Source organism: Azospirillum sp. HJ39 (assembly GCF_041507355.1).
Classification (GTDB): domain Bacteria; phylum Pseudomonadota; class Alphaproteobacteria; order Azospirillales; family Azospirillaceae; genus Azospirillum; species Azospirillum thiophilum.
Genome location: NZ_CP167913.1, coordinates 443,414 through 463,761, shown reverse-complemented (window position 1 = coordinate 463,761; position 20,348 = coordinate 443,414). Strand labels below are relative to the sequence as shown.

At 63.8% G+C, this 20,348-nt stretch carries 19 protein-coding genes; 14 read left to right on the top strand and 5 right to left on the bottom strand.

The window, feature by feature from the left end; translation table 11 throughout:
- Window positions 1-102: 102 nt before the first annotated feature.
- The 6 genes from ABMY26_RS33510 to ABMY26_RS33485 all read left to right on the top strand — a co-directional run bounded on the left by ABMY26_RS33510 (window position 103) and on the right by ABMY26_RS33485 (window position 4,212).
- A complete protein-coding gene (locus tag ABMY26_RS33510) occupies window positions 103-417 on the top strand; it encodes a helix-turn-helix domain-containing protein (RefSeq protein WP_372399768.1) in 315 nt (104 codons plus the stop codon).
- Window positions 418-617: 200 nt separating this feature from the next.
- A complete protein-coding gene (locus ABMY26_RS33505; protein ID WP_372399767.1) occupies window positions 618-908 on the top strand; it encodes a helix-turn-helix domain-containing protein in 291 nt (96 codons plus the stop codon).
- Window positions 905-2,197, top strand: coding sequence for a type II toxin-antitoxin system HipA family toxin (locus ABMY26_RS33500; protein ID WP_372399766.1), 1,293 nt, complete (start codon window positions 905-907; stop codon window positions 2,195-2,197). The genes ABMY26_RS33505 and ABMY26_RS33500 overlap by 4 nt, the downstream gene beginning before the upstream one ends.
- A gap of 287 nt (window positions 2,198-2,484) precedes the next feature.
- Window positions 2,485-2,985, top strand: coding sequence for a hypothetical protein (locus ABMY26_RS33495; RefSeq protein WP_372399765.1), 501 nt, complete (start codon window positions 2,485-2,487; stop codon window positions 2,983-2,985).
- A 68-nt stretch (window positions 2,986-3,053) separates the two neighbouring features.
- Complete coding sequence (locus ABMY26_RS33490) at window positions 3,054-3,509, top strand: hypothetical protein (protein WP_372399764.1); 456 nt, start codon at window positions 3,054-3,056, stop codon at window positions 3,507-3,509.
- Between the two features lie 340 nt (window positions 3,510-3,849).
- Window positions 3,850-4,212 carry a hypothetical protein gene (locus ABMY26_RS33485; protein ID WP_372399763.1) on the top strand — a complete coding sequence of 121 codons (363 nt, stop codon included), beginning with the start codon at window positions 3,850-3,852 and terminating at the stop codon, window positions 4,210-4,212.
- On the opposite strand, the gene ABMY26_RS33480 is transcribed toward ABMY26_RS33485, so the two are convergent.
- The 3 genes from ABMY26_RS33480 to ABMY26_RS33470 form a co-directional block, all read right to left on the bottom strand.
- The gene (locus tag ABMY26_RS33480; protein WP_372399762.1) at window positions 4,190-4,693 is read right to left on the bottom strand and encodes a hypothetical protein; all 504 of its coding nucleotides are present in this window, start codon (window positions 4,691-4,693) and stop codon (window positions 4,190-4,192) included. The genes ABMY26_RS33485 and ABMY26_RS33480 overlap by 23 nt on opposite strands.
- Window positions 4,694-4,803: 110 nt before the next feature.
- On the bottom strand, window positions 4,804-5,205 hold the full coding sequence (locus tag ABMY26_RS33475) for a hypothetical protein (protein WP_372399761.1): 402 nt from the start codon (window positions 5,203-5,205) through the stop codon (window positions 4,804-4,806).
- Window positions 5,171-5,791 (bottom strand): hypothetical protein, encoded by a 621-nt coding sequence (locus ABMY26_RS33470; RefSeq protein ID WP_372399760.1) that lies wholly within the window; start codon window positions 5,789-5,791, stop codon window positions 5,171-5,173. Before ABMY26_RS33470 ends, ABMY26_RS33475 begins: the two co-directional genes overlap by 35 nt.
- A gap of 166 nt (window positions 5,792-5,957) precedes the next feature.
- Here ABMY26_RS33470 and ABMY26_RS33465 point away from each other — a divergent pair, with 166 nt between their 5' ends.
- The 7 genes from ABMY26_RS33465 (at window position 5,958) to ABMY26_RS33435 (ending at window position 16,922) form a co-directional block, all read left to right on the top strand.
- Complete coding sequence (locus tag ABMY26_RS33465; RefSeq protein WP_372399759.1) at window positions 5,958-7,247, top strand: RNA-guided endonuclease InsQ/TnpB family protein; 1,290 nt, start codon at window positions 5,958-5,960, stop codon at window positions 7,245-7,247.
- Between the two features lie 186 nt (window positions 7,248-7,433).
- Window positions 7,434-8,105 (top strand): nucleotidyltransferase domain-containing protein, encoded by a 672-nt coding sequence (locus ABMY26_RS33460; protein WP_372399758.1) that lies wholly within the window; start codon window positions 7,434-7,436, stop codon window positions 8,103-8,105.
- A gap of 1,066 nt (window positions 8,106-9,171) precedes the next feature.
- Window positions 9,172-9,393: a hypothetical protein gene (locus tag ABMY26_RS33455; RefSeq protein WP_372399757.1), complete on the top strand. Its 222-nt coding sequence runs from the start codon at window positions 9,172-9,174 to the stop codon at window positions 9,391-9,393.
- A 1-nt stretch (window position 9,394) separates the two neighbouring features.
- Window positions 9,395-9,844 carry a type II toxin-antitoxin system HicB family antitoxin gene (locus ABMY26_RS33450; protein WP_372399756.1) on the top strand — a complete coding sequence of 150 codons (450 nt, stop codon included), beginning with the start codon at window positions 9,395-9,397 and terminating at the stop codon, window positions 9,842-9,844.
- A 567-nt stretch (window positions 9,845-10,411) separates the two neighbouring features.
- Window positions 10,412-14,485, top strand: a complete 4,074-nt coding sequence (locus tag ABMY26_RS33445) for an AAA domain-containing protein (protein ID WP_372399755.1) — start codon at window positions 10,412-10,414, stop codon at window positions 14,483-14,485.
- A gap of 122 nt (window positions 14,486-14,607) precedes the next feature.
- Window positions 14,608-15,609, top strand: coding sequence for a phospholipase D family protein (locus ABMY26_RS33440; RefSeq protein ID WP_372399754.1), 1,002 nt, complete (start codon window positions 14,608-14,610; stop codon window positions 15,607-15,609).
- 404 nt (window positions 15,610-16,013) lie between these two features.
- Complete coding sequence (locus ABMY26_RS33435; RefSeq protein WP_372399753.1) at window positions 16,014-16,922, top strand: metallophosphoesterase; 909 nt, start codon at window positions 16,014-16,016, stop codon at window positions 16,920-16,922.
- 19 nt (window positions 16,923-16,941) lie between these two features.
- Here ABMY26_RS33435 and ABMY26_RS33430 read toward each other — a convergent pair whose 3' ends face one another.
- Window positions 16,942-17,925 carry an MYG1 family protein gene (locus ABMY26_RS33430; RefSeq protein ID WP_372399752.1) on the bottom strand — a complete coding sequence of 328 codons (984 nt, stop codon included), beginning with the start codon at window positions 17,923-17,925 and terminating at the stop codon, window positions 16,942-16,944.
- 74 nt (window positions 17,926-17,999) lie between these two features.
- Here ABMY26_RS33430 and ABMY26_RS33425 point away from each other — a divergent pair, with 74 nt between their 5' ends.
- The gene (locus tag ABMY26_RS33425) at window positions 18,000-18,821 is read left to right on the top strand and encodes an isocitrate lyase/phosphoenolpyruvate mutase family protein (RefSeq protein WP_372399751.1); all 822 of its coding nucleotides are present in this window, start codon (window positions 18,000-18,002) and stop codon (window positions 18,819-18,821) included.
- Window positions 18,822-19,145: 324 nt separating this feature from the next.
- Here ABMY26_RS33425 and ABMY26_RS33420 read toward each other — a convergent pair whose 3' ends face one another.
- Entirely contained in the window at window positions 19,146-20,282 is a 1,137-nt protein-coding gene (locus tag ABMY26_RS33420; protein ID WP_372399750.1) for an endonuclease/exonuclease/phosphatase family protein, read from the bottom strand.
- Window positions 20,283-20,348 lie beyond the last annotated feature (66 nt).

Sequence of the window (20,348 nt, the reverse complement as noted above, 5' to 3'; positions counted from 1 at the left end):
GGGGGCACCGTGTCGTTCAGGCACGCCCACGCGCAGACCCGCCAATGCGCCGTTGTGAACATATAGATTGACAAATTGGTCGATTTGTGCATTTATATGTTCATGAGCAAGCCTGCAACCGCGACCAAGACCTTGCCGACCAACGCTGCCCTGGCCCTCAAGTCGCTGGGGGAGCGGCTGCGGATTGCCCGTGAGCGCCGTGGGGAAAGCCTGCGGGCCTGGGCGGTCCGCCTCGATGTGTCGGTCCCGACGCTTCAGAGAATGGAGGGCGGCGATCCGACGGTCGGCATGGGGGTGTATGCGACGGCCATCTGGCTGTGCGGGCGACATGAGGCGCTTGCCAATGTCATGGAACCGGCTGCCGACGCCGAGGCTCAGGAAATCGAGGTCATGCGAGCGTCCCGGAGGCGGAAATGAGCGTGCGCGATCCTGGCGGAACACCGGTTTCTCTCTGTCGCCGGACATGCCTCCTCCGATGGAAATGTAACCGATAGGGCGCTTGCCGAGAAGGCACCTATAAGGTACATGTGCTCATGTCACCTATAGGCGCCATGTCGATATGTAACCCATAGGTGACAAACCTTAACGTAACCCATGGGTTACAAAGCAGGGCGAGCATGCAGCTGATCAGGTCACCCATCGAAATCGGTCAGCTGATCCGGAGCCGCCGCGAGGCCCGCGGGCTGTCGCAAGCCGACCTCGCGGAGAAGCTGGGGTCCAGCCGGAAGTGGGTAATCGAGGCGGAGGGCGGGAAACCGACCGCCGAGATCGGGCGCATCCTCAGGGCGCTGAAGGTTCTTGATGTCGAACTTTCCGTCACCGAGGAAACGAAGGACAAACCCGTGGCCAGCGGCGATGCCATCCCGGACATCCACGACGTACTGGCTGCTTACGGGAGAAAGAAATGAGGCTGTTCGTTGTTGCCGACGGTCGAACGATGGGGACATTGGAGGCCAAATCCGACGGCCGGGTCTCATTCATCTACGACGAGGATTGGCGCACGGATCGGTCCACCTATCCCTTGTCCCTTTCCATGCCGAAGACCGCCAACCGCTACGGCGGGGGCACGGTTTCCAACTGGCTTTGGAACCTGTTGCCCGAGAACGGCTTGGCCCTGAAGAGCATCGCCGACGATACCAGCCATGGCTGGCCGCGTGTCTCCGCCAGAAATCCCCTCGCACTGCTCGCCAAAATCGGCGAGGACTGCGCGGGAGCGATCCAACTGGTTCGCCCGGAACGCCTCGAAAACGCTGCCGATGGCGGGATTGCCTGGTTGGACGAGGCGGAAATAGCCTCGCGGCTGAGGGAACTGCGCGAGAACCGAGGCGCAACGGGGCGCCAAGCAGGCGACAACGGGCAATTCAGCCTTGCAGGAGCCCAGGCCAAGACAGCGCTTCACCTTGCTCCCGACGGACGGTGGGGGTTGCCCTGGGGCCGCGTGCCGACCACCCACATCTTGAAGCCGCCCATTCCAGGTCTGCAAGGACAGGTCGAGAACGAGCACTTCTGCTTGCGTCTCGCAAAGGCGCTCGATGTACCGACGGTGAATTCGGAAGTCGTGACCTTTGCCGATGAGCGGGCCATTGCGGTGGAGCGATACGATCGCCTGCGCTTCGAAGACGGAGCCGTCAGACGGGTGCATCAGGAGGACATGTGCCAGGCCTTGAAGATCCCGCCAAATCGCAAGTATCAGTCGGAGCAAGGCCCTGGCATCCATGCCGTCATCACAAAGGTCCTCGCCTCATCCGCGAAGCCAGAGGCGGACTGCCAGGCGTTCGTGCGTGCCGTCGCGTTGAACTATGTCATCGCGGGAACGGACGCGCACGCCAAGAACTTCTCGATCGTCTTCGGTCGCGGCGGTGCATACGGATTGGCACCCATCTACGATATCAACAGTTTTCTTCCATACGCAGAACGGCTTGATCGCTGCCAGCTTTCAATGTCCGTGGATGGACGCGCCTCTCTCGGAGAAATCCTTCCCCGTCACTGGCGAGCGCAAGCCAAGTCATGCGGGATGCCAGATGAGCCTTGGATTGCAGCGGTCCAAGACATTCTGTCTCAAGCCCCGGATCTGGCGCAGGATACTCTGCGCGAATGTCGTGCCAACGGCCTTGAGAACCCGGTGTTGCTTGGGCTAAGTGATGCAATCGCAGATCGGTGTCGTAAGCTCGCACCGATCTACAAAGCCTCGAATTAGGTGAGCACCAAGGCAACGGCCCTATCGGTCCTTGAACTCGGTGGAAGGGAGGACAAGCCCGGCTCCCGTGACCATCGGGCGTTATTGAGGGGACAACTCAGATGTGGCCACCGCGCTTCCAAGACTTGAATTCCCGCTGGGGCTTCCTGTTTGCCCTCCTCATGCTCCCTGTGATTTTTGGCATGGCACGCCTCCTCGCTCAGCAGGGGGAAGGTTCCCAGACGGCCGCGGCCATCGCCTCCCTGTCCATCTCGGCAGCTTGGCTCGCGGGATGGAAGTCCCGATCAATGGCGTTCGTCGCCGGGGAGCATGGCGGCCTCTGGCGCTGGTTTGCGAGCTTGGTCCGACGCTGGCTGGTGGCCTCCGGAGTCCTGTTCGCCCTGTTCATGCTCACCGCAGGGGCGTGGCAGGCGTATCTCCTGGCCTACGAGGGAGAGTCGTTCACGCACTTGGCGATCACGACGGTAACCGGTCTGTTCCTTGCGGGTGGCTGCGGAACGCTGGTGACCGGGACGCGGATCGCGGACAGTCATCATTTGCGGACCCTGGCGGCCAGCCGCAAGGAGTCGGTCGCCGCGATGCCATGGCCCGGCAAGCTGCTGGCACCGTTGTTCAGCGTGAGCGCCGGGATGCTCGACTGGTACCTTTGGCACATCGACATGGCCAAGCCGTTCCTGGGCCGTCGGTGGGCACATGCTGGCGCGACAATCACCTTTGCGGTCCTGCTTGGAACGCCTGCCGTCATCCTGATTCCGTCTCTCGTGACAGCAATCGCGAGCCGGTTCTGAACGCATTCATCCGGCACTCTAGCTTCCCGGGGGAGCGTCTGTCTGGCGATCGCAGGCCAGCGTGATCCATGCTTGAGGACGGCGGCCAGAAGCTGCCCGGTTCCAGCAGAATGGAGACCATGATGGCAGAAGGCGCTTCGCCCATACCAAACGCAGAGATGACGGACGAGGAGTGGGCTGCCCTTCCGCCCGTCCACGAAGTCCCGCAAACGGTCGAACGGGCGTTGAACTCGTTGCGCCACTCAAGGCACGAAACCCGCAACTGCCGGACACTGTCGCGGACGCTGGAAGTCTTTGGGGAACTCGTCGAAAGGGACGGCACCGCTGAGCAGGTCGCCGAGATGGGCGAAATGAGGCAATGGCTTGCGGAAGCCGTCGCCTACGAGGAACTGAATGGACCTTTCAGCCTCCTCAATTGGGACCACCCCACCGAGACCTGGGTCGAGAAGGCGCTTGCCTATCGCGGGGAGGCAACTCGCAGAGAGGAGCTAGCCGCTTGGCGGACGGCGCATGGTCTTGCTTGAGGCCGCCTGTCGAGCGGGAAGAAAGCGCCTCGACACGCCCCCCGTATTCCTCGGGAGCAGATACATCTCTGCTGAGGAGATTCGGGTTCGCCAAGAGGGCGGGGCAAGCCGCGATTGAGCACCGCATATCCTGCCCGTTGGCCCTCAGACGCGGCCTTGACGGGAGCGGGATGGCGGCTTGATATGGCATGACAACGATCGTGCAGGGGTTGCCAAGGGTTCCTTCCCCACGGGAAAGGAACAAGCGCTTACACTGGATAATGGAGCAGTTGCCTGCCATTACCCCTTGCTGAACATAGTGAAAGCAGGCACCATCGCCGCCCCTTCACCGGAGACAGTGATGAGCGTCGGCATTGGAAACTTCGTGCATGAAGGGAATCCCTACTTCTTTGCCGTGGTCGAAGGAGTTGTGAGCAGGGCATGCGCGAGCGAGCAAGAGGCGCAGGGCCTCCGCATTGCCTTGGAAATCGCTTTCAGAAACGTCGCCGTTTATGACGGCGATGATGTGTCCGACGTGGTCGATGTCGAGGGCATGCCAGATGGCTGGAAGGTTTGGGATGTCCGCGACCAGGAAGGCATGCTGGCTGTCCAGCGCCCAGACGGCTCGCTGCTGGATCGTTGTTTCAAACCTGATGAACTCATTGAACAACTTGCGCGCATCGTTCCAGGTTTCCACGCCTCTAGTGGATTTCGTCGGGGCTGAGGTAATCCTCGATGGTACTGGCGAACGGACCATCAAGGATTACCTCAGATCGTGAAAGGCGAATATTCATAGGATGATCCGGCTTCATCAAACTTCCGATACCGTGTAGTCGCTCGAAAGCTCTGGCATCGGCTAGACAGGAACGTAGCCTTTGGATCTCTGAAAGGCTCTCTGTATCGCCTTTGTCCTTACAAAGAATTTCCAGCTTGGGGCCGCTGACGCGGAGAATGTTGAAGACAATGCCCCAGTTGCCAGCCTCTTCAGCTTCCAACAGGGTCGCCATGAACATCGCAAGCCCGTCCAGCTTGCGCACCGGTCGGACACACCCGCCCGCTTCTCGACTGATCGGCTCGGTCTGCATCACCCTCTCCAGCAACACCCCGGCCGCAGCGGCAAGGTCTCTCTTTCCATCATGGATCGGCTGACCTGCCGCGGAGAAGATCTTTGGCTTCGCCATTCTTTGCCCAGGCTGGATGCTCATCCGGCCGCATGCTTCCGACTTCATCATCCACGACGGATAGAGCGATGTCTGGAACCGTGCGGCGGATGCTCGACTACGCGATAGCAGTCCTCTTGGTCCACCTCCCGCTGCTACATGCCCCTCGAGGCCGCCCGGCGCAGCGGCGCCTCCTCGGTGAAGATGTTGTGGTGCCTGAACTCCGCCGGAGACGACACTGCGAGGTATTCCCTCATTCCCGGTGTATCGACACCCGTCGTGAACCAGGGTTCGTCCAGGATCCGTTCCATGTTGCCGACCCAGGACGGCACGCACGCCAAGCGATGCTGCTTCGCAAGGTACTCGGCAACAGCCCCGAGCAGGGCATCGATCCTGGCGCTGCCGGTCGGCGGCGGATCGACGGCGATCATGGCCAAGCGCAATTCCCGCGACCCCGCAGCGAGGAATTCGTCCACGAACTCCGGGATGGCGACGCTCGCCTTGGTGCCTGAGCGGATGCGCTCAGCGACCGAGGACAGGGTACTCGGGCGCGTCATCTGATGACTCCTCGGGCCAGATGTGGCGGAGCAGGAAGCGCTGCTTGGCAGCGTCCGCCCCCGATTTGGGGAAGAATTTCGCCAGCACGGCGACCGCTTCTTCCACGTCGCCAATGCCAGCGGCCCGGATGAGGTTCTGGATGTCCAGCGTCTCCTGCGGCCCCTTGGCAGGATCGTTGATCCGGCTCGCCTTGAGCTTCAGGGCCAGCATGTACTCTGCGGTCGGCACGAACACGCGCAGTCCCGGCCTGCCACCGGCCGGGAAACTGGAGAACTCCATGTGATCCACCGCATGGTCGGCGATCTGGCTCAGGTGGAACTGCACGTCCTCGTTCAGCCAATCGGACGACCAATCGTTTTCCCGCGCGATGTCGCCGATGACCCCTGTGAGCCAATCCGGCCAAGGCGACGGGAGTTCCCCGATGTCGGCGTCCTCCGTCGCAAAACGGAAGCGGCTGGCAAGCATCAGGGCGGCCCCGCCGTAAACGGCGAATTCCAGAACGGTTTCATTGGCCAAAGCTGCCTCGCCAATCCGATCGAAGGCCGCCAGCAGCTGGTCGCGGTCGAATGCTCGTCCCGAACTCATGTCCCTATCCCATAAGCCGACTTTGCAGAGGATATGGGGAAGCCCGGCCTTGGACAAGGCGCCCCTCTGATCCGATGCTGCCCGCCGCAAACTCGGTCCTTCAGGACGGAGTAAGGCGGACCGCGCAAAGCGCGTCCCTTGCAAGCGCCGACCGCATGCTCGGGACATGCGGGTCATCGAGGCACACCGTTTCCGGCTCTACCCAACCCCGGTGCAGGAAGAGTTCTTCCGGCGCACGGCGGGCTGCTGCCGGGTCGTCTGGAACCTGGCGCTGGAACAGCGCCAGACCTACGGACGCCGCGGGCGGTCCATCTCCTTCAAGGCACAGGCGGCCGAACTGAAGGACCTGCGCCGCGAGGTGGAGTGGTTGGCCGAGGCGCCCAGCCACTGCCTCCAGCAGACGCTGCGCGATCTGGACAAGGCGTTCGCCAGGTTCTTCTCCGGCCAAGCGGGCTACCCCCGCTTCAAGTCCAAGCACCGAGGCGAGGACTCCTTCCGTTTCCCCGATCGCAACAAGTTCGAGGTCGGCCCGGACTTCGTCGACCTGCCCAAGATTGGGAAGGTCCGCATGCGGGCGCACCGCCCCGTCCAGGGGCAGGTGCGCAACGTCACCGTCAGCCGTGACGGCGACTGCTGGTACGCCTCGATCTGTGTCTCGCTCCGCCGCCGTGTCCGGCAGGCGCCGATCGGCACCGCCGTCGGCCTGGACCTGGGCGTGGCCCAGCCGATCGTCCAGTCCGACGGGGGCGCGCATGACCTGCCGCGGGTCACGCCGGAGGAGATGCGACGCAAGGCCCGCCTCCAGAAGAGCCTGGTCAGGAAGAAGAAGGGCTCCCGCAACCGGGCCAAGGCCCGGCAGGCGCTGGCCCGCTTCGAGGCGAGGCTGCGCCGCCGCCGCCAGGACGGCCTGCACAAGGCGACGGCCGCGATCGCCCGGTCGTATCGGCTGGTCGTGGTCGAGGATCTGAAGGTGAGGAACATGACGGCCTCCGCTGCGGGGACCGTCGACCAGCCCGGCGTGAACGTCAGCGCCAAGGCCGGACTGAACAGGGCGATGCTCGATGTCGCGCCGGGAACCGTGCGGCGGATGCTCGAGTACAAGGTGAAGCGGCACGGTGGGAAGCTGGTGGCGGTCGACCCGCGTTACACCAGCCAGACCTGCTCATGCTGCGGACGGCACCCCAAGGATGCCCCGGAGACGGCTCACCTGCCGCACGGCCGTGTCTCTCGGGATCGGTTCGTATGCCCGCTGTGCAGCTTCGCATGCGACGCGGACGTGAACGCTGCGCGCAACATCCTGGCCAGGGGCAAGCTGGCCATCAACGACAACGTCGACGACCTGGTCGTCACCGCCGGTGGATCGCCGGTGGCAGCCTGCGGAGCCCTCGGCATAGGCCGGGCCATGAGGCAGGAATCAAAGAAACGTCAGCCAAGCGGCCTTCCAAAAGCTGCGTAACCGACGGAAGCCCCGCCGTTCTCGGCGGGGAGGATCACGGCACCATGAGCGATCAGGCAGGCTACGACCGGGATAGCCTTGCACGCATCCGCCAGTTATCTGACGATAACGCCAGATAACTGTCATTCCCTTCGATGTCCGAACCGTGCCGGGGTAGATTGGCCGGGTCCGTGGTGGAGGATGCCAATGGCCCGATCGGCAACCCAGAGCGCTCAACGCTATCCCCTTACGCTGATCCTGGGGACCGACACGAATGTGAGGCTCCTGCGCGAGTTGTCCCGGCATGGCGGGTTCTTGTCCGGCCCGGGCTTGGTCTCGCGTACCGGCTTGGCGCGTGCCGGGGTCATGAACGGATTGTCGTCGCTCGAGCGGCTCGGCGTAATCACCACCATGGGAAGCGGTCGTGCCCGTCTCTACGCCCTTCGGGACGATCATCCCCTGCGCGCTGTCCTGGACGCTCTGTTCGAAGCCGAGGAGCGCCGTTTCGACGCCATCCTTGACGCCGTCAGAACCGCCGCGCGAGCCGCCGGGCCGGACGTGGTCGCCGTGTGGCTGTACGGCAGCGTGGCCCGCGGCGAGGACCGCCCCGACAGCGACCTGGACGTCGCCGTGGTCGCAATGGAAGAGGGCTTGGAGAAGGCTGTCGGCGCGGTCCGCGACGCCCTCCATCCGGCTGGAGAGACAGTCGGCTTCTCGCCCTCGGTCGTCGGCCTCGGAACCGGGGACATCGAGCGTCTGGCCCGGGAGAATGACCCCTGGTGGACCGTCGTCGCCGCCGACGCCCTTGCTGTCTTCGGGCCGCGCCCCGACGAGATCGAGCGTCCCAGCGGAGCCCGAGGCGGGAGGGCCGCGGCATGACCAGGACGGGGGCAGGAAAGAACGTGGACGCCTCCTTCTCCAGCGGGCGGTTGCAGATGGGGCGCGCCTACTTGAAGTGAAGGGGCAGCATCCCAGCCATCATTGAGACCCCGGACGGCCGCCCCAACGTCGTTGCCAAGGCCCGCCGCAACATGCGGGAAGCGTTCCGGGGCGTCCCGGAGAGCACGCCGGTGCGCCTGCTGGACGAGGTGCTCACCACCCTGTTCCCCGGCGGCGGAGGCAATCAGTCAGCCCTGGCCTCCGCAGGTGCCGTTGGAGCAGCTGCGCATGCAGGCGGAGGCGTCGGGCTCGAAGCGATAGGGCCGGGAGCTCTGAATCAAAAGGCTCGCCACACATCTAAGGTAAAATATTTTATCTTAGATGCTATTGCGCTCTAAATCACTGTTTTTAAACAATAATATCTATTATCTCCGCATTCCTGCGAACAACGAATGCAGTCGTCGTAAATGCAGATCGCCCGCGATGAGGGGTGCTATTCGCTAGCGGGTAGACGCTAGGACAGGCCCCTTGCTCCTCACTGTCAGCGGGGCAGGAGAGCTTGGCAAGCGGTTCGGTGCCACCATGTCCAACTTCATCGAGACCATCGTCGCCGAATGGTATGAGTTCTCCGGCTACTTGGTCCGCCGGAAAGTGCTCGTGGGGGCAACCGAACGGCGGCCACGACTGCGAGTTCGCCTTCCTCGCGTACCACCCCGGCGAGCGGAGGCTCGTCCACATCGAGCCGTCCATGGAAACCGACAACTGGGCCAGTCCCATCCAGCGTGACCTCTGGCGGCACGCCTCCTTGGATCCCAAACAGACTTGAACCCCGCGCGCCCGTTCGACACCCTGGCGCTCCTCCATCCAGTGCACGCGAGAATTGCAGGCTTCTGGAAAATCCGATAGGGGTGACTCGGCCTGATCAAGCTCGTGGAAACTGCGCCACCGCCCCGATTCTGGGTGCGTCGGACCGCACACCGAGCGACAACCAGATTAAGGTTACCCCGGAAGGGTCTCGCACATTTATGTGCGATTTTTGTTGTGCAACACGCCTGGATGAGATTATATGACTGGAGCGGATTTCATCGCCAAGATCGAGCAGCTTGGCAAGTTACGCGGGATAGATGTTCGATTTGACTCTCGCGAAGGCAAAGGCAGCCACGGACGGCTTTACTACGGCACAGCCTTCACGACCGTGAAGGACCGCAAGAAAGAGACGGGTCCGGGGCTGCTGATTTCCATGCTTGACGATCTTGGCCTGACGAAGGCGGACATAAGGGGGCTGTGAAATGCGGTTTGAATATCCCTATACCCTGACGAAGGACGAAGAGGGATTCTGGCTGGCAAAGTGCCCGGATATTCGCGGCGCGGCAACAGACGACAAGGATCCTGCCGTAGCGGTGGTCGAACTGAGGGACGCGCTGGTGGCTGCGCTCGGTGCGTACATTGAGGATGACCTTGATCTGCCATCGCCGTCCACCCCCAGCATTCCCGGTCAGACTATCGCTCTGGAACCGCTACACGCGGCAAAACTGGCGCTCTATATGGCTAAGCGTCGACATGGCATCACGAACACAGAGATGTCACGCCGCTTGGGGAACATTGGGGAAAATTCAGTTCGTCGCATGCTCGACTTGGACCACAAGTCCCATATCGGGGCAATCCAAAACGCTCTGAAGACGCTGGGGCGACGGCTCGTGATTGAGGAAGTTCCTGACGAGCAACGAGTTTACGCCTGATCGGCATGAACCATCATCTGTTGTGATGGCATAATTCGGGTCGGTATCTTGCCCCTCCCCGCTGCTCACCGCGGGGAGGATCGCCTCGATGTAGCTGTGGTCACAGTGGAAGAGGGGTTGGAGAAGGCTATCGACGCGGTCTATCCGATCAGAGAGAAGCTCGGTTGCTCGCCCTCAATCGTTATCCTCGAAAGCAGAGACGTCGAGCGCTTGCCCCGGGAGAATGACCCCTGGTGAACTGGCGCGGCCGCCGAGGCCCTCGCTGTCTTCGGGCTACGGCATGAGCAGGACTGAGACAGGAAGCAAACACCTCCTTCTCCAGCGGGCGGTTGCAGATGGGGCGCGCCTACTTGAAGGCGGTCCGGGTCGAAGCAACGATGGCCGATGACAGCGACATCGGGCAAGCGTGACCTCCGGCGGCACGCCTCCTCGGATCCCAGGCGGGTGTGAAGCCCGCGCGCCCGTCCGACACCCTGGCGCTCCTCCATCCGGTGCACGCGAGAATTGCAGGCTTCTAAAAAATCCGATAGGGGTATCCGGACCGCAATCCGAGAGTGAGTATCGGTTTTGGCTGCTTCCCGTGACGTCGCTTCCGCCCAGGCCACGCTGAATTACTGGATGGACGTCGAGGCGCTCACGCCACCGCTGATCGAGAAGGAGGACGGCCAGGACCGCAACGTCCGGACGCACGGCGTTTCCGACAGGTCGGCCCCGGTCGACTGGACCATGGGGCACCAGGATCCCCGCAAGCTCCAAAGGATCTCCAACGTGGCGCGGGTCTGCCTGTTCAACACGGGCTCGACCGCCGCTGCCATCGCGGAAGCCATGGGCGTCGAGCCGGACGCGATCGTCGACGGCAACGGCCAGGGCCGCGACGCCTTCCTCGCCGCCTTCTCCGTCGGGACGGACGGTAGGCCGCTCAAGGGCAGCCTGAACGTCACGCACTTCGCCATGCGCTTCGAGGCGCTGGACAGCGGTCCGCAGCCGCAGAGCCACTACAGCCAACGGCAGGACGAGCTCGGCGAGGCTTTCGACGCCGCCTGGGCCGCGGAAGGAAGCGCGCCGTTGGACAACGCCGGGCTGCGCGCGGTCGGCGAGTGGGTCGCCGGGATGCTGAAGCGGACACCGCCGCTCTCCATGGCCAGGGCGGCGGCGACCCACGCCTCGGTGACCCAGCGCCTGCGCCGCGACGGCGACGATTCCGGCGGCGTCATCGACAGCTTCGTCTACCCCGACCTGCACCGCGTCTCCGAGGCCGTGCGGGACGGGCGCTGGTCCGCCGCGCTGGCCGAGTACCTCGACCCCCGCGACCTCGACGAGGCCGACCGGCGCGACGCCGACCGCCACGAGACCATCGCCGCCGTCACCGGCGTCGACGCCCTGCCCATCGGCAAGTGGCCGTCGCGCGGCCACGGCGGCCATCCGCTGGTGCTGCGCCAGCAGATGGCCGTGAACGGCGCGCTCGCCATGGCCGACGGCGGCCTGTTCAGCGTGAACGGCCCGCCGGGGACCGGCAAGAGCACCCTGTTGCGCGACGTCATCGGCGCCGTCTTCGTCGACCGCGCAGCCGCCATGTGCGGCTTCGCCAAGCCCACCGACGCCTTCCGCAAGATGCAGCCCATCGTCGTCGGGCGCCGGGCCGCGCCGGTCTGGGAGCTCGACGCCAAGCTGTCCGACCACGGCATCCTGGTTTGCTCCAGCAACAACACGGCGGTGGAAAACATCACCAAGGAACTCCCCGACGTCGCCTCGATAGCCGAATCCCATCGGAGCGACCCGCAGGCGCTGGCCCGCCTCGCGTTCTTCAAGGAGGTGGCGCAGGACCTTGCCCCAAAGGGACAGGAAGTCTGGGGCCTTGCCTCGGCGGCGCTGGGCAACGCCACCAACCGCTCCGCCTTCGTCGGCCGGTACTGGCCCTCCGACGACACCTCGCGCACCGAGACCATGAAGGACGCCCGCATCACCTGGATGTCCGAGCCGAAGCCGATGAAGAACGGCGGCAGGTGGGTGTTCGCCTACGCGATGGCCGAGGGCGAGAAGCACTCCGTGAAGGCGTTCGGCAAGACCGCCGAGGAGCTCGCCGCCCTGTGGGCCGAGCGCGGAGAAAGCCGCAGCATCACCGTGACGCTGGTCGGGACGCGCGAGGAGTCCGAGTTCATCCGCAAGGGCTCCGACGAGGTGGAGACCGAGCGCTTCCTCCAGGTGGTCGCCGTCAACCCGCCGCCCGAGGTGCGGGCCAACGTGCGCGACACCATCCAGGGGCCGTGCGCCCGCATGGACTGGGACCGCACGGTCGCGGCCTTCCGGGCGGCGGAGGAACGGGTCGCCCGCCTGGTGGAGGCGACCCGCGACCTGGCCGAGGCACCCGCCTGGATCGAGCGCGCCACCCGCGACGGCGAGGCGGCCGCGGCCGATCTGGAGCGCGCCGGGGCGGCCGCGGCGGCGGCCGGGAGCGTGGCGGAGGAGTCGGGCCAGCGGCGGGAGCGGGCGGACCGGGACCGGCAGGCGGCCCTACAGCGCTCCACGCTCGCCCTGGCCGACAAGCCCGGCTTCCTTGCCCGCCTGTTCGGCACCTCGGCGGCCAAGGAATGGAAGGCGCGGATCGCGGCGCTGCGCCTCGAGGTCGAGGCGACCGAGCGGACCTGCCGGGAGGCCGAGGCCGAGTTCCGGCGGCTGTCCGACGAGGGCAAGGCGGCCGAGGCCGCGCGGGCGCGGGCCGGGAGCAGGCGCAACGAGGCGGCGGCCGCCCTGACGGTGGCGCGGGAGCGGCTGCGCGCCGCCAAGGCACGCTTCGCCCGCGAGCCGCTGTCGCTCGCCGCCGCGTTCGAGATGGAGCGCCAGGACCGCGAGCAGGCGGCGGTGTGGGTGAGCGAGGAGCTCGACCTCGCCCGCGAGGAGCTCTTCGCGGCCGCGGTGCAGGTCCACCTCGCCTTCCTCGGCGGGGCCAGCGGCCGGGTGGTGGACAATCTGCGGCTCTTCGCCGACCTGCTGCGCGCTGACCGCGACGTGGCCGCCGCGCGCCCCCGCATAGCCCGGCACCTGTGGAACACCTTCTTCGTGACGGTGCCGGTCATCTCCAGCACCTTCGCCTCGGTCGGCCGCATGTTCGCCGACGACTTCGGCCCCGGCGAGCTCGGGTGGCTGCTCATCGACGAGGCGGGCCAGGCGACGCCCCAGGCCGCCGTCGGCGCCATCTGGCGGGCGAAGCGGGCCGTCGTGGTCGGCGACCCGAAGCAGGTCGAGCCCGTCGTCACCCTGCCCGGCAACGTGTCGGCGCTCCTGTACCGGCAGCACGCGGTGCCCAACGTCGGCTTCGACGTGCGGGTCGGCTCGGTGCAGACCGTCTCGGACCGCCGCAACCCGCTCGGCGCCTACATCGGCGGCCCGGACGGCACCTGGGTCGGCTGCCCGCTGCGGGTCCACCGGCGCTGCCACGACCCGATGTTCGAGATCAGCAACGCGATCTCCTACGCGGGCACCATGGTGCTGGGCAAGCCGCCGCTGGACACCCGCGGGTGGCGCGGCGACATCCCCGACTTCGGCCCCGGCGGCCATCCGAGCGCCTGGTTCGACCTGCGGCTTCCCAACCCATCGGACGGCAACTGGGTGCCCGGCCAGGGCGAGTACGCGATGCGCATGCTGGAGCGCATGGTCGAACAGCGGGCGCTTGCCGGGAAGCTCGTCGACGCGAAGGGCAAGTTCCTGCGCGGGCGCTACCTGCGCGACGGCGGCATGCCCGAGGCGTTCGTCATCACGCCGTTCCGCACGGTCGCCAACGCGATGCGCGCGATGGTCCTGTCGCGTGCCGAGGCGTTCCGTCGGCTCGACCCTTCCATCGACGCCGAGGCGGTGAAGGCGTGGGCGAAGAGGCATGTCGGCACCGTCCACACCTTCCAGGGCAAGGAATCGGAGACGGTCATCCTGCTGCTCGGCGGGAGCGCCGCTCGCCAGGGAGCGGTGGCGTGGGCGGGGAAGACGCCGAACATTCTGAACGTGGCCGCGACCCGGGCGAAGTCCTCGCTGTACGTGGTGGGCGACCTCAGCCTGTGGGGCGGCGGCGGGGTGTTCCGCGAGGCGGCCCAGCGCCTGGAGGTCGTCCCCATCCCGGACTTCGTCGCCCTGGCGCCGGACCCTGATCGCGTGGAGCGGGTGGACACCCTGGACGGCCACCTGAAACTGCTGGCCGACGCCTTCGGCCGGGCCAGGCGCCGGGTGGCGATCTCGTCGCCCTACCTTACCGAGCGGGCCATCCAGGACGGCCGGTGCGACGTCCCGGCCCTGATCCGGCAGGCGGTCGGGCGCGGCGTCCAGGTCACCGTCTACGTCGACCCGGAGCAGAACAAGGAGGACGGCCAGGACAGGAACCGCCGCCTGAAGGCGACCTACCTGCGCGCGGCCGACATGCTGGCCGCCGCCGGGGCCGAGGTGGCCCCCGTGAAGCGGGTGCACGCGAAGACGCTGTGCGTTGACGACGCCGATATCGTCGAGGGGTCGTTCAACTGGCTGAGCGCCGCCCGCGACGAGGCCAGCGTCTTCCAGCGCCTCGAGGCGTCCTTCCGCTACACCGGGCGTGACGCGGGGCGGTTCGTCGGCAAGGCCGTGGAGAGGCTGGAGGCCGCGCGAATGCCGAAGGCTGCGTAGAGCGGCAACATAGATGCCTCGTCCGATCCGACGAAAGGCAAGTCGCGCGTCATAATCCTTGATTTGCGCATGATGAACGCATCGATCGCACAAATATATTCCTGCATAAACTGGAGTTACCAATGGCTGATATTTTGACCGGTGAAGCACTTTCCAAGGCAATATCAGGTATAATGGAGGAACGCCCCGTACGGTGCGCCGTCGCGTTCTGGGGGCAAGGCGCGGACAAGCTCTTCGCGCCCATGCAGTTATGCAACCAAATCAAAATTGTCTGCAATCTACTGGCTGGTGGCACAAATCCAAATGTAATTGAGAAATTACAGCGGGCCGGGGTCCGTATTCGTCAAGCAGACAGGCTGCATGCCAAGGTATATATAGGAAATAAGCAAGCTATTATAACATCAGCCAACGCATCAGCCAATGGGCTTGGTCTTGAAGGCGCTGAACAGAGCTACTGGACTGAAGCCGGAGTTGCCGTCGATGTGGATAGAAGCATTGATACATGGTTCGAAATTCTTTGGAACGAATCTCGTGAGATCGGTGAGGACGATATAAAGAAGGCCAAATCAAAATGGAATGATCGCCAACGCACGAAGCCGACAATCGGATCTTTTCGATTCTTTGACCCAGAGAATGATTCTCTCCCTTTGTTGAATTGGTGGTCAGATTACAATCCAGAATTACAAGAAAATAATATTATTAAGCAAGTCGGCCCTGATTATCTGAGCATTATGGATGGGGCAATTGATATCGAAGGAAAAGAAGATGAGAGTATTATAGTTAATTCTTGCATGCTCGCATGGAGAAGAAACCGAAACGGTCTACCTAGCCGTAATCACCCGCTTGAATGGTGGTTCCTTAGCAATAGGGTTGTTCGTAATGCACACAGGGCTCCGTGGGAAAGCCACCTTCGGGATGTCGTTATCAGAGACACCACCGAACGATCAGGACCCTTTGATTTAAACGATGGCATATTCAAAGAAGTTCTGAGAGATGTATTAAAACGTGATGATTTTAAGACGTTCCGCACTGATAAATACGAGGGAAGCTGGTTTCATCCAAGAATTACAGAAATGAAGAATCTGTGGCGCGCATTGCATAAAGAATATTGCAAGAGAGTATAGAGTCGATTTTGGCCAACCCTATGGTGATTCTTTCTCATATCGTGGCGGCTGGCTCTCCGATCAGCAAGGCCGCCAGTCGATGGAAGGTCGCCAAGACCGTTGCAGCAGCCTCGTCGATGCCAACGCCCCAGCAGGATACCAGTGCGTCACGAGCATTAGTAATCTCGGCCGGGCCGAGTGGCCTGCTGCTGATCGCGGCGAGCAGCCCGTCCGGTGCCAAGCCATTTTGGCCACCCGCCACGCGGGGCAAGCCCGCGCCGGGGGGGGGGGCGACTACTTGGCCTCGAAGATGACGAGCGCGATCAGATCGTAGCCAGCAAGCCTGAGGAAGAAGAAATCGCCGAGTTCGAGGCCAGAGCCTGATACTTTGCCGGTGTGCTATCAGTGGAGGCCGGAGCAGCGCCATGACCGAAGCCAGAAAGATCCGGCTGGCCTTGATGTCCGACCTCCACAACGAGTTCGAGGCACCGCCGGGTCCTGCAAGGCCGACGGCGGCGTGGATGGAGTTGCATGAAAGCCGAACCAGCATTCCCGGACATCCGGAGGTTGGTCCTTTGCTCGACAGCCTTCTTGGAGAAGGCATCGATCTTGTTGTCCTGGCCGGGGATATTGACATCGGTGCACGGAGCATCGAGTACGCCAAGAGGGTATCCCTGTTTCTTGGCGCGAAGGTCATCTGCGTGGCCGGAAATCATGAAGGGTACGATGGCCGTGATTTTGACCTCCTGATCCCGGAGATGCGGGCCGCCGCGCGAGCGACCAATGGCTGGGTGACCTTCCTGGAGAACGAAACAGCCGCTTTCGGCTTCGACGGTCGCCGCCTGCATGTCCTCGGGTGCACCCTATGGACGGATTACGAAGCCAACGGAGATTCGACAGGGGAAATCTCGCAGGCGATGAGGCGCGCGGCCGACTGCTTGAACGACCATCGCCGCATTTTCCTCCGCGGCCGCCTGCTGACGCCAGCGATCGCCAGAGAGATGAACCTGGAAAGCCGTTCCTGGCTCGCGACCGAGGTTGAACGCATCCGTGGCGAAGAAGGTAACGACGCCGAAATCCTGATCGTCACCCACCACGCGCCAGTCTTGGAGGCCAGCGGACCGCAACACATCGGGGGTCGGCTCACCCCGGCCTTCGTGAGCGACATGACCGAGGAAATCACCGCTTGGCAGCCGATGGCATGGATTTTCGGCCACACACATCACAGCCTCAATATTCAGATTGGCTCCACCCGAGTCATGTCGGCACAACGTGGCTATGTGTGTATCGAGCCGGAAGCCGAGGGCTTCACGCCCAAGATCATCGAGATTTAAGGACGATCCGCCCTCCAGATCACGGGCATCCATCGGCCAGGGCGAGCCGCGCCATTGCCAGCGCTCCCTCGCGCGAGCGGGCGGCCGCGATGAAGCGGTTCAGGTGGCAGAACACGGCGTCCGGCACGCCGGACACGCGGGCGAGTTCGGCGTCGCGCAAGCCCGCCCATACCTCGGGCAGCGGCAGCTTCTGGGCAAAGCTGCCCGGCTCCGGCGGCATGCACCCGACCATCCAGGCGTCGCCGCCCTTGTCCGGGTAAACGGCGAACAGCACCGGCAGGTCTGCGTCATGCGCCGGTCCCTGCCAGGGCATGCCGCGGTCGAGCTCCAACACGCGCGGGTCGGCCGAGCGGGCATGAGCCTCCAGCACGATGTCGCGGGCGGTGATCCGGGCGCGGATCTGTTCGATGCGGCCGTCGAGGAAGGCTCCCGCGATCTCGGCGGCCCGGGCGAAGCGCTCGTCCTCGACCAGAGCCCGGTCGATCACGTCGGCATCCCAGGGCAGGTTCAGGACCTCGATCAAGGACGGCAGAGCCATCCCGTCGGCGATCCGGGCCGCCCGGTCGAGGCCTTCGTCGCCGAAGTCAGGGACGGGGCGCTGGCCGTTGTCGGCGAGGTCGACGAGGCGGACTACCTGCTCGTCCATCTCCGTCCAGATCTTCCCGACGACGTTCTCGTCGCCACGTCCGGCCAGGATGATGGCGCGCACCGCGTCATGGCCGAAGGCGGCCCACAACAGGCCCGCCGAGGAGTAGGGCGAGCCGTCGGGACGCACCGGGGCACCGCGCTGGTGGTGGTCGAAGCGCCCCCGCGCGGGGTCGAAGACGCCGCCAACGTCCCAGACGATGTCGGCGGCCTCGATAACGCTCTGGTCGCGGGTGCGCATCAGACTGGAGGCAGCCAGCGCCTCGGGCGGCAGGGCGCGGCGCAAGATGGCGTAGCCCAGCACCTCATCGCAGTGGAACGAGCCGCTGTGGGTGACAAGCCGAAGGCTCTTCGTCATGGTTTTCCTCCAGATGGATTCCAGGACAGCCCTCGGAAATCCGCGTCTTACAGCCCTCTTTTAGGAGATGACCCATGGCCCGCACCATCGCAGAAAAGCGTGAGGCTTTCCGTGCGCTTCATGAGGAGGGCTGCTTCATCCTGCCGAACCCCTGGGATGTCGGCAGTGCCAGGATGATGGAGCACATGGGCTTCAGCGCGCTGGCGTCGACGAGTTCAGGCTATTCCTGGTCGCAGGGCCGCCCCGAAAATGGGGTCGAACTCGACGATGTCCTGGAGCATGTTGGGGACCTCGTCCTCGCCACGGACCTCCCGGTGAACGCCGATTTCGAATCCGGCTTCGCCCATGATCTTGAGGAACTGGCTGCGAACATTCGCCTCGCGGTCGACGTTGGTGTCGCGGGCCTGTCGATCGAGGACATCCGAGCCGATGGCGGACCTGGCTTCTACGATACCGCCACATCCGTCGAACGCATCCGGACCGCGCGTGCCGCCATCGATCAGACCGGCGAGGATGTCATCCTGGTGGCTCGCACCGAAATCCTGCTGACCGATCCCACGCGGGTATCCGAGGCGATCAACAAGCTGGTGGCCTTCGCCGATGCAGGCGCCGATTGCCTCTACGCGCCCGGCGTGATCGAGAAAGCCGACATTGCGAGCATGGTCCGCGCCGTGGCACCGAAGCCAGTCAACCTGCTTGTGATGCGCCCGGACGCCACCCAGGCTGAGATCGCCGATCTCGGTGTGCGGCGGATCAGCATCGGCGGCGGACTGGCGCGGGCGGCTTGGGGCGCGGTCATGCGCATGGCGGAGGCGATGAAGGCCGGATCGTTCGAGGGACTCGCATCCGGCACATCGAACAAGCAACTCAACGACATCTTCGGTCGCACCGTTTGAGCATCTCGCTCTGGAACAGGTACTGCAATCCTGACCGGGCCGTCACCCTCGAAGGGCACGTTCGCCTTCATCATTCCCTTCGTGCGATCAAGACTGACCTAAGTTATCCCGCTCACCAGCATCTTCACTGAGCAGCGGACGAATTCACTTTGAAGGCAACATGGTAAGCCATAAACGCGGCCGATCAGCATCAGCGAATTCAGGATTCGCTTACGCTCCTGATCGGCCGCGCTGCGTCAGTGCTCTGGAACTACCTGATCGAGACCAGTTAAGGCCTGAGACTTCGAGCTCAAATGGCCGCAAGTGTGCGACGAGCAGCCCACATCATTTCAGCCGAACCGAGAATGGACAGTGGTCGGACGTCCTTCCAGCGTCATCCTTCTTGGTGAGTTTTTTGGAAGTGACCGGATCAACCATATCTGCGTACCGCAGCTTGGTATATGACGCCCCCCAGTCTGCTGGCCGAAACTGCGCGTCGAATATGAAATAGTCGATCGCGTTCACGAAGACGCTCTTGTCGTCCTCTGGCCAACATGCCTTCTTCGATTTTTCGCCTTCCGGGACTCGCGCCAGAGGCTGATCATCGTCCGCCCTGGGAGTGGCCGCTCCTGTCAGGACCGGCCAGAAGTCTGGGGTCTGCTCATCCGCGGCTTCAATGTCGATCCGGCGGTTCATATCACCGGCAATCACGAAAGGCACCGCGTCGGCTCGCGCCCTTGCCAACCATGACCTCAACGGCGCCATTTGCCGAGCCAGCGTCATGCAAGCGTGATCGTTCCGGCCGTTCGGCGACCATGTCGTCGGGTTGTTCCAGTTCACCTCTCGGAGTTCACCGGTGTTGCAGCCCGACTTCAGATGAACGGCAAGCAGGCGGAAGCGCTTCCTATCCCCAGCCAGTGTAGCCTCGAGCCCCCAGCGTACGGACCGAATCTCCATCTGTTTCGTGTCCCGGTTCTCCTCCTCCACCGTCAACCCGAGTTCCGGGACATCGCGGACACTCTCCACCACCATCCCGGACGCGCGCCGGACCACTACGGCTACATACTGCTTTCGAGGGGCGCCCGCAGTGGGGTCCGGGAAAGGCGCATTGGCGTCTCCGTAACAGGTGGGCTTAATGCCACCCAGTTTCTCTGGCGGGTACCAAGGCGCCAATCCAGCCTCGTCAGCGTCGTATTGGCCACTGAAGCAGATGACGTAGTCGGAAGCCGGAAACACCTTTGCGACGGCGTGTGGGCTGGTGACCTCCTGAAGGGCGATCACATCGGCGCCCAACCGATCTCTGGCCGTACGGAGAAGCGCAAAGTCGGCATCGGTACGCGGAACGTCGTCCGGGAACACGGTTCCGTTGGTCGCAAGCGTACGGATGTTCCATGAACCCAACACCACATCCGCGCGGGTTGGACCAAAGCCCCCCAATGCAATCATCAAAACGAGGAGGGAAAAGCTAAAGGTTCTGAGCATGAATTCCTCCCACATTCCAGTCGGAATCGCTAGTCGCCTAAGGGCAAACGGAGAGAAATGATTAAG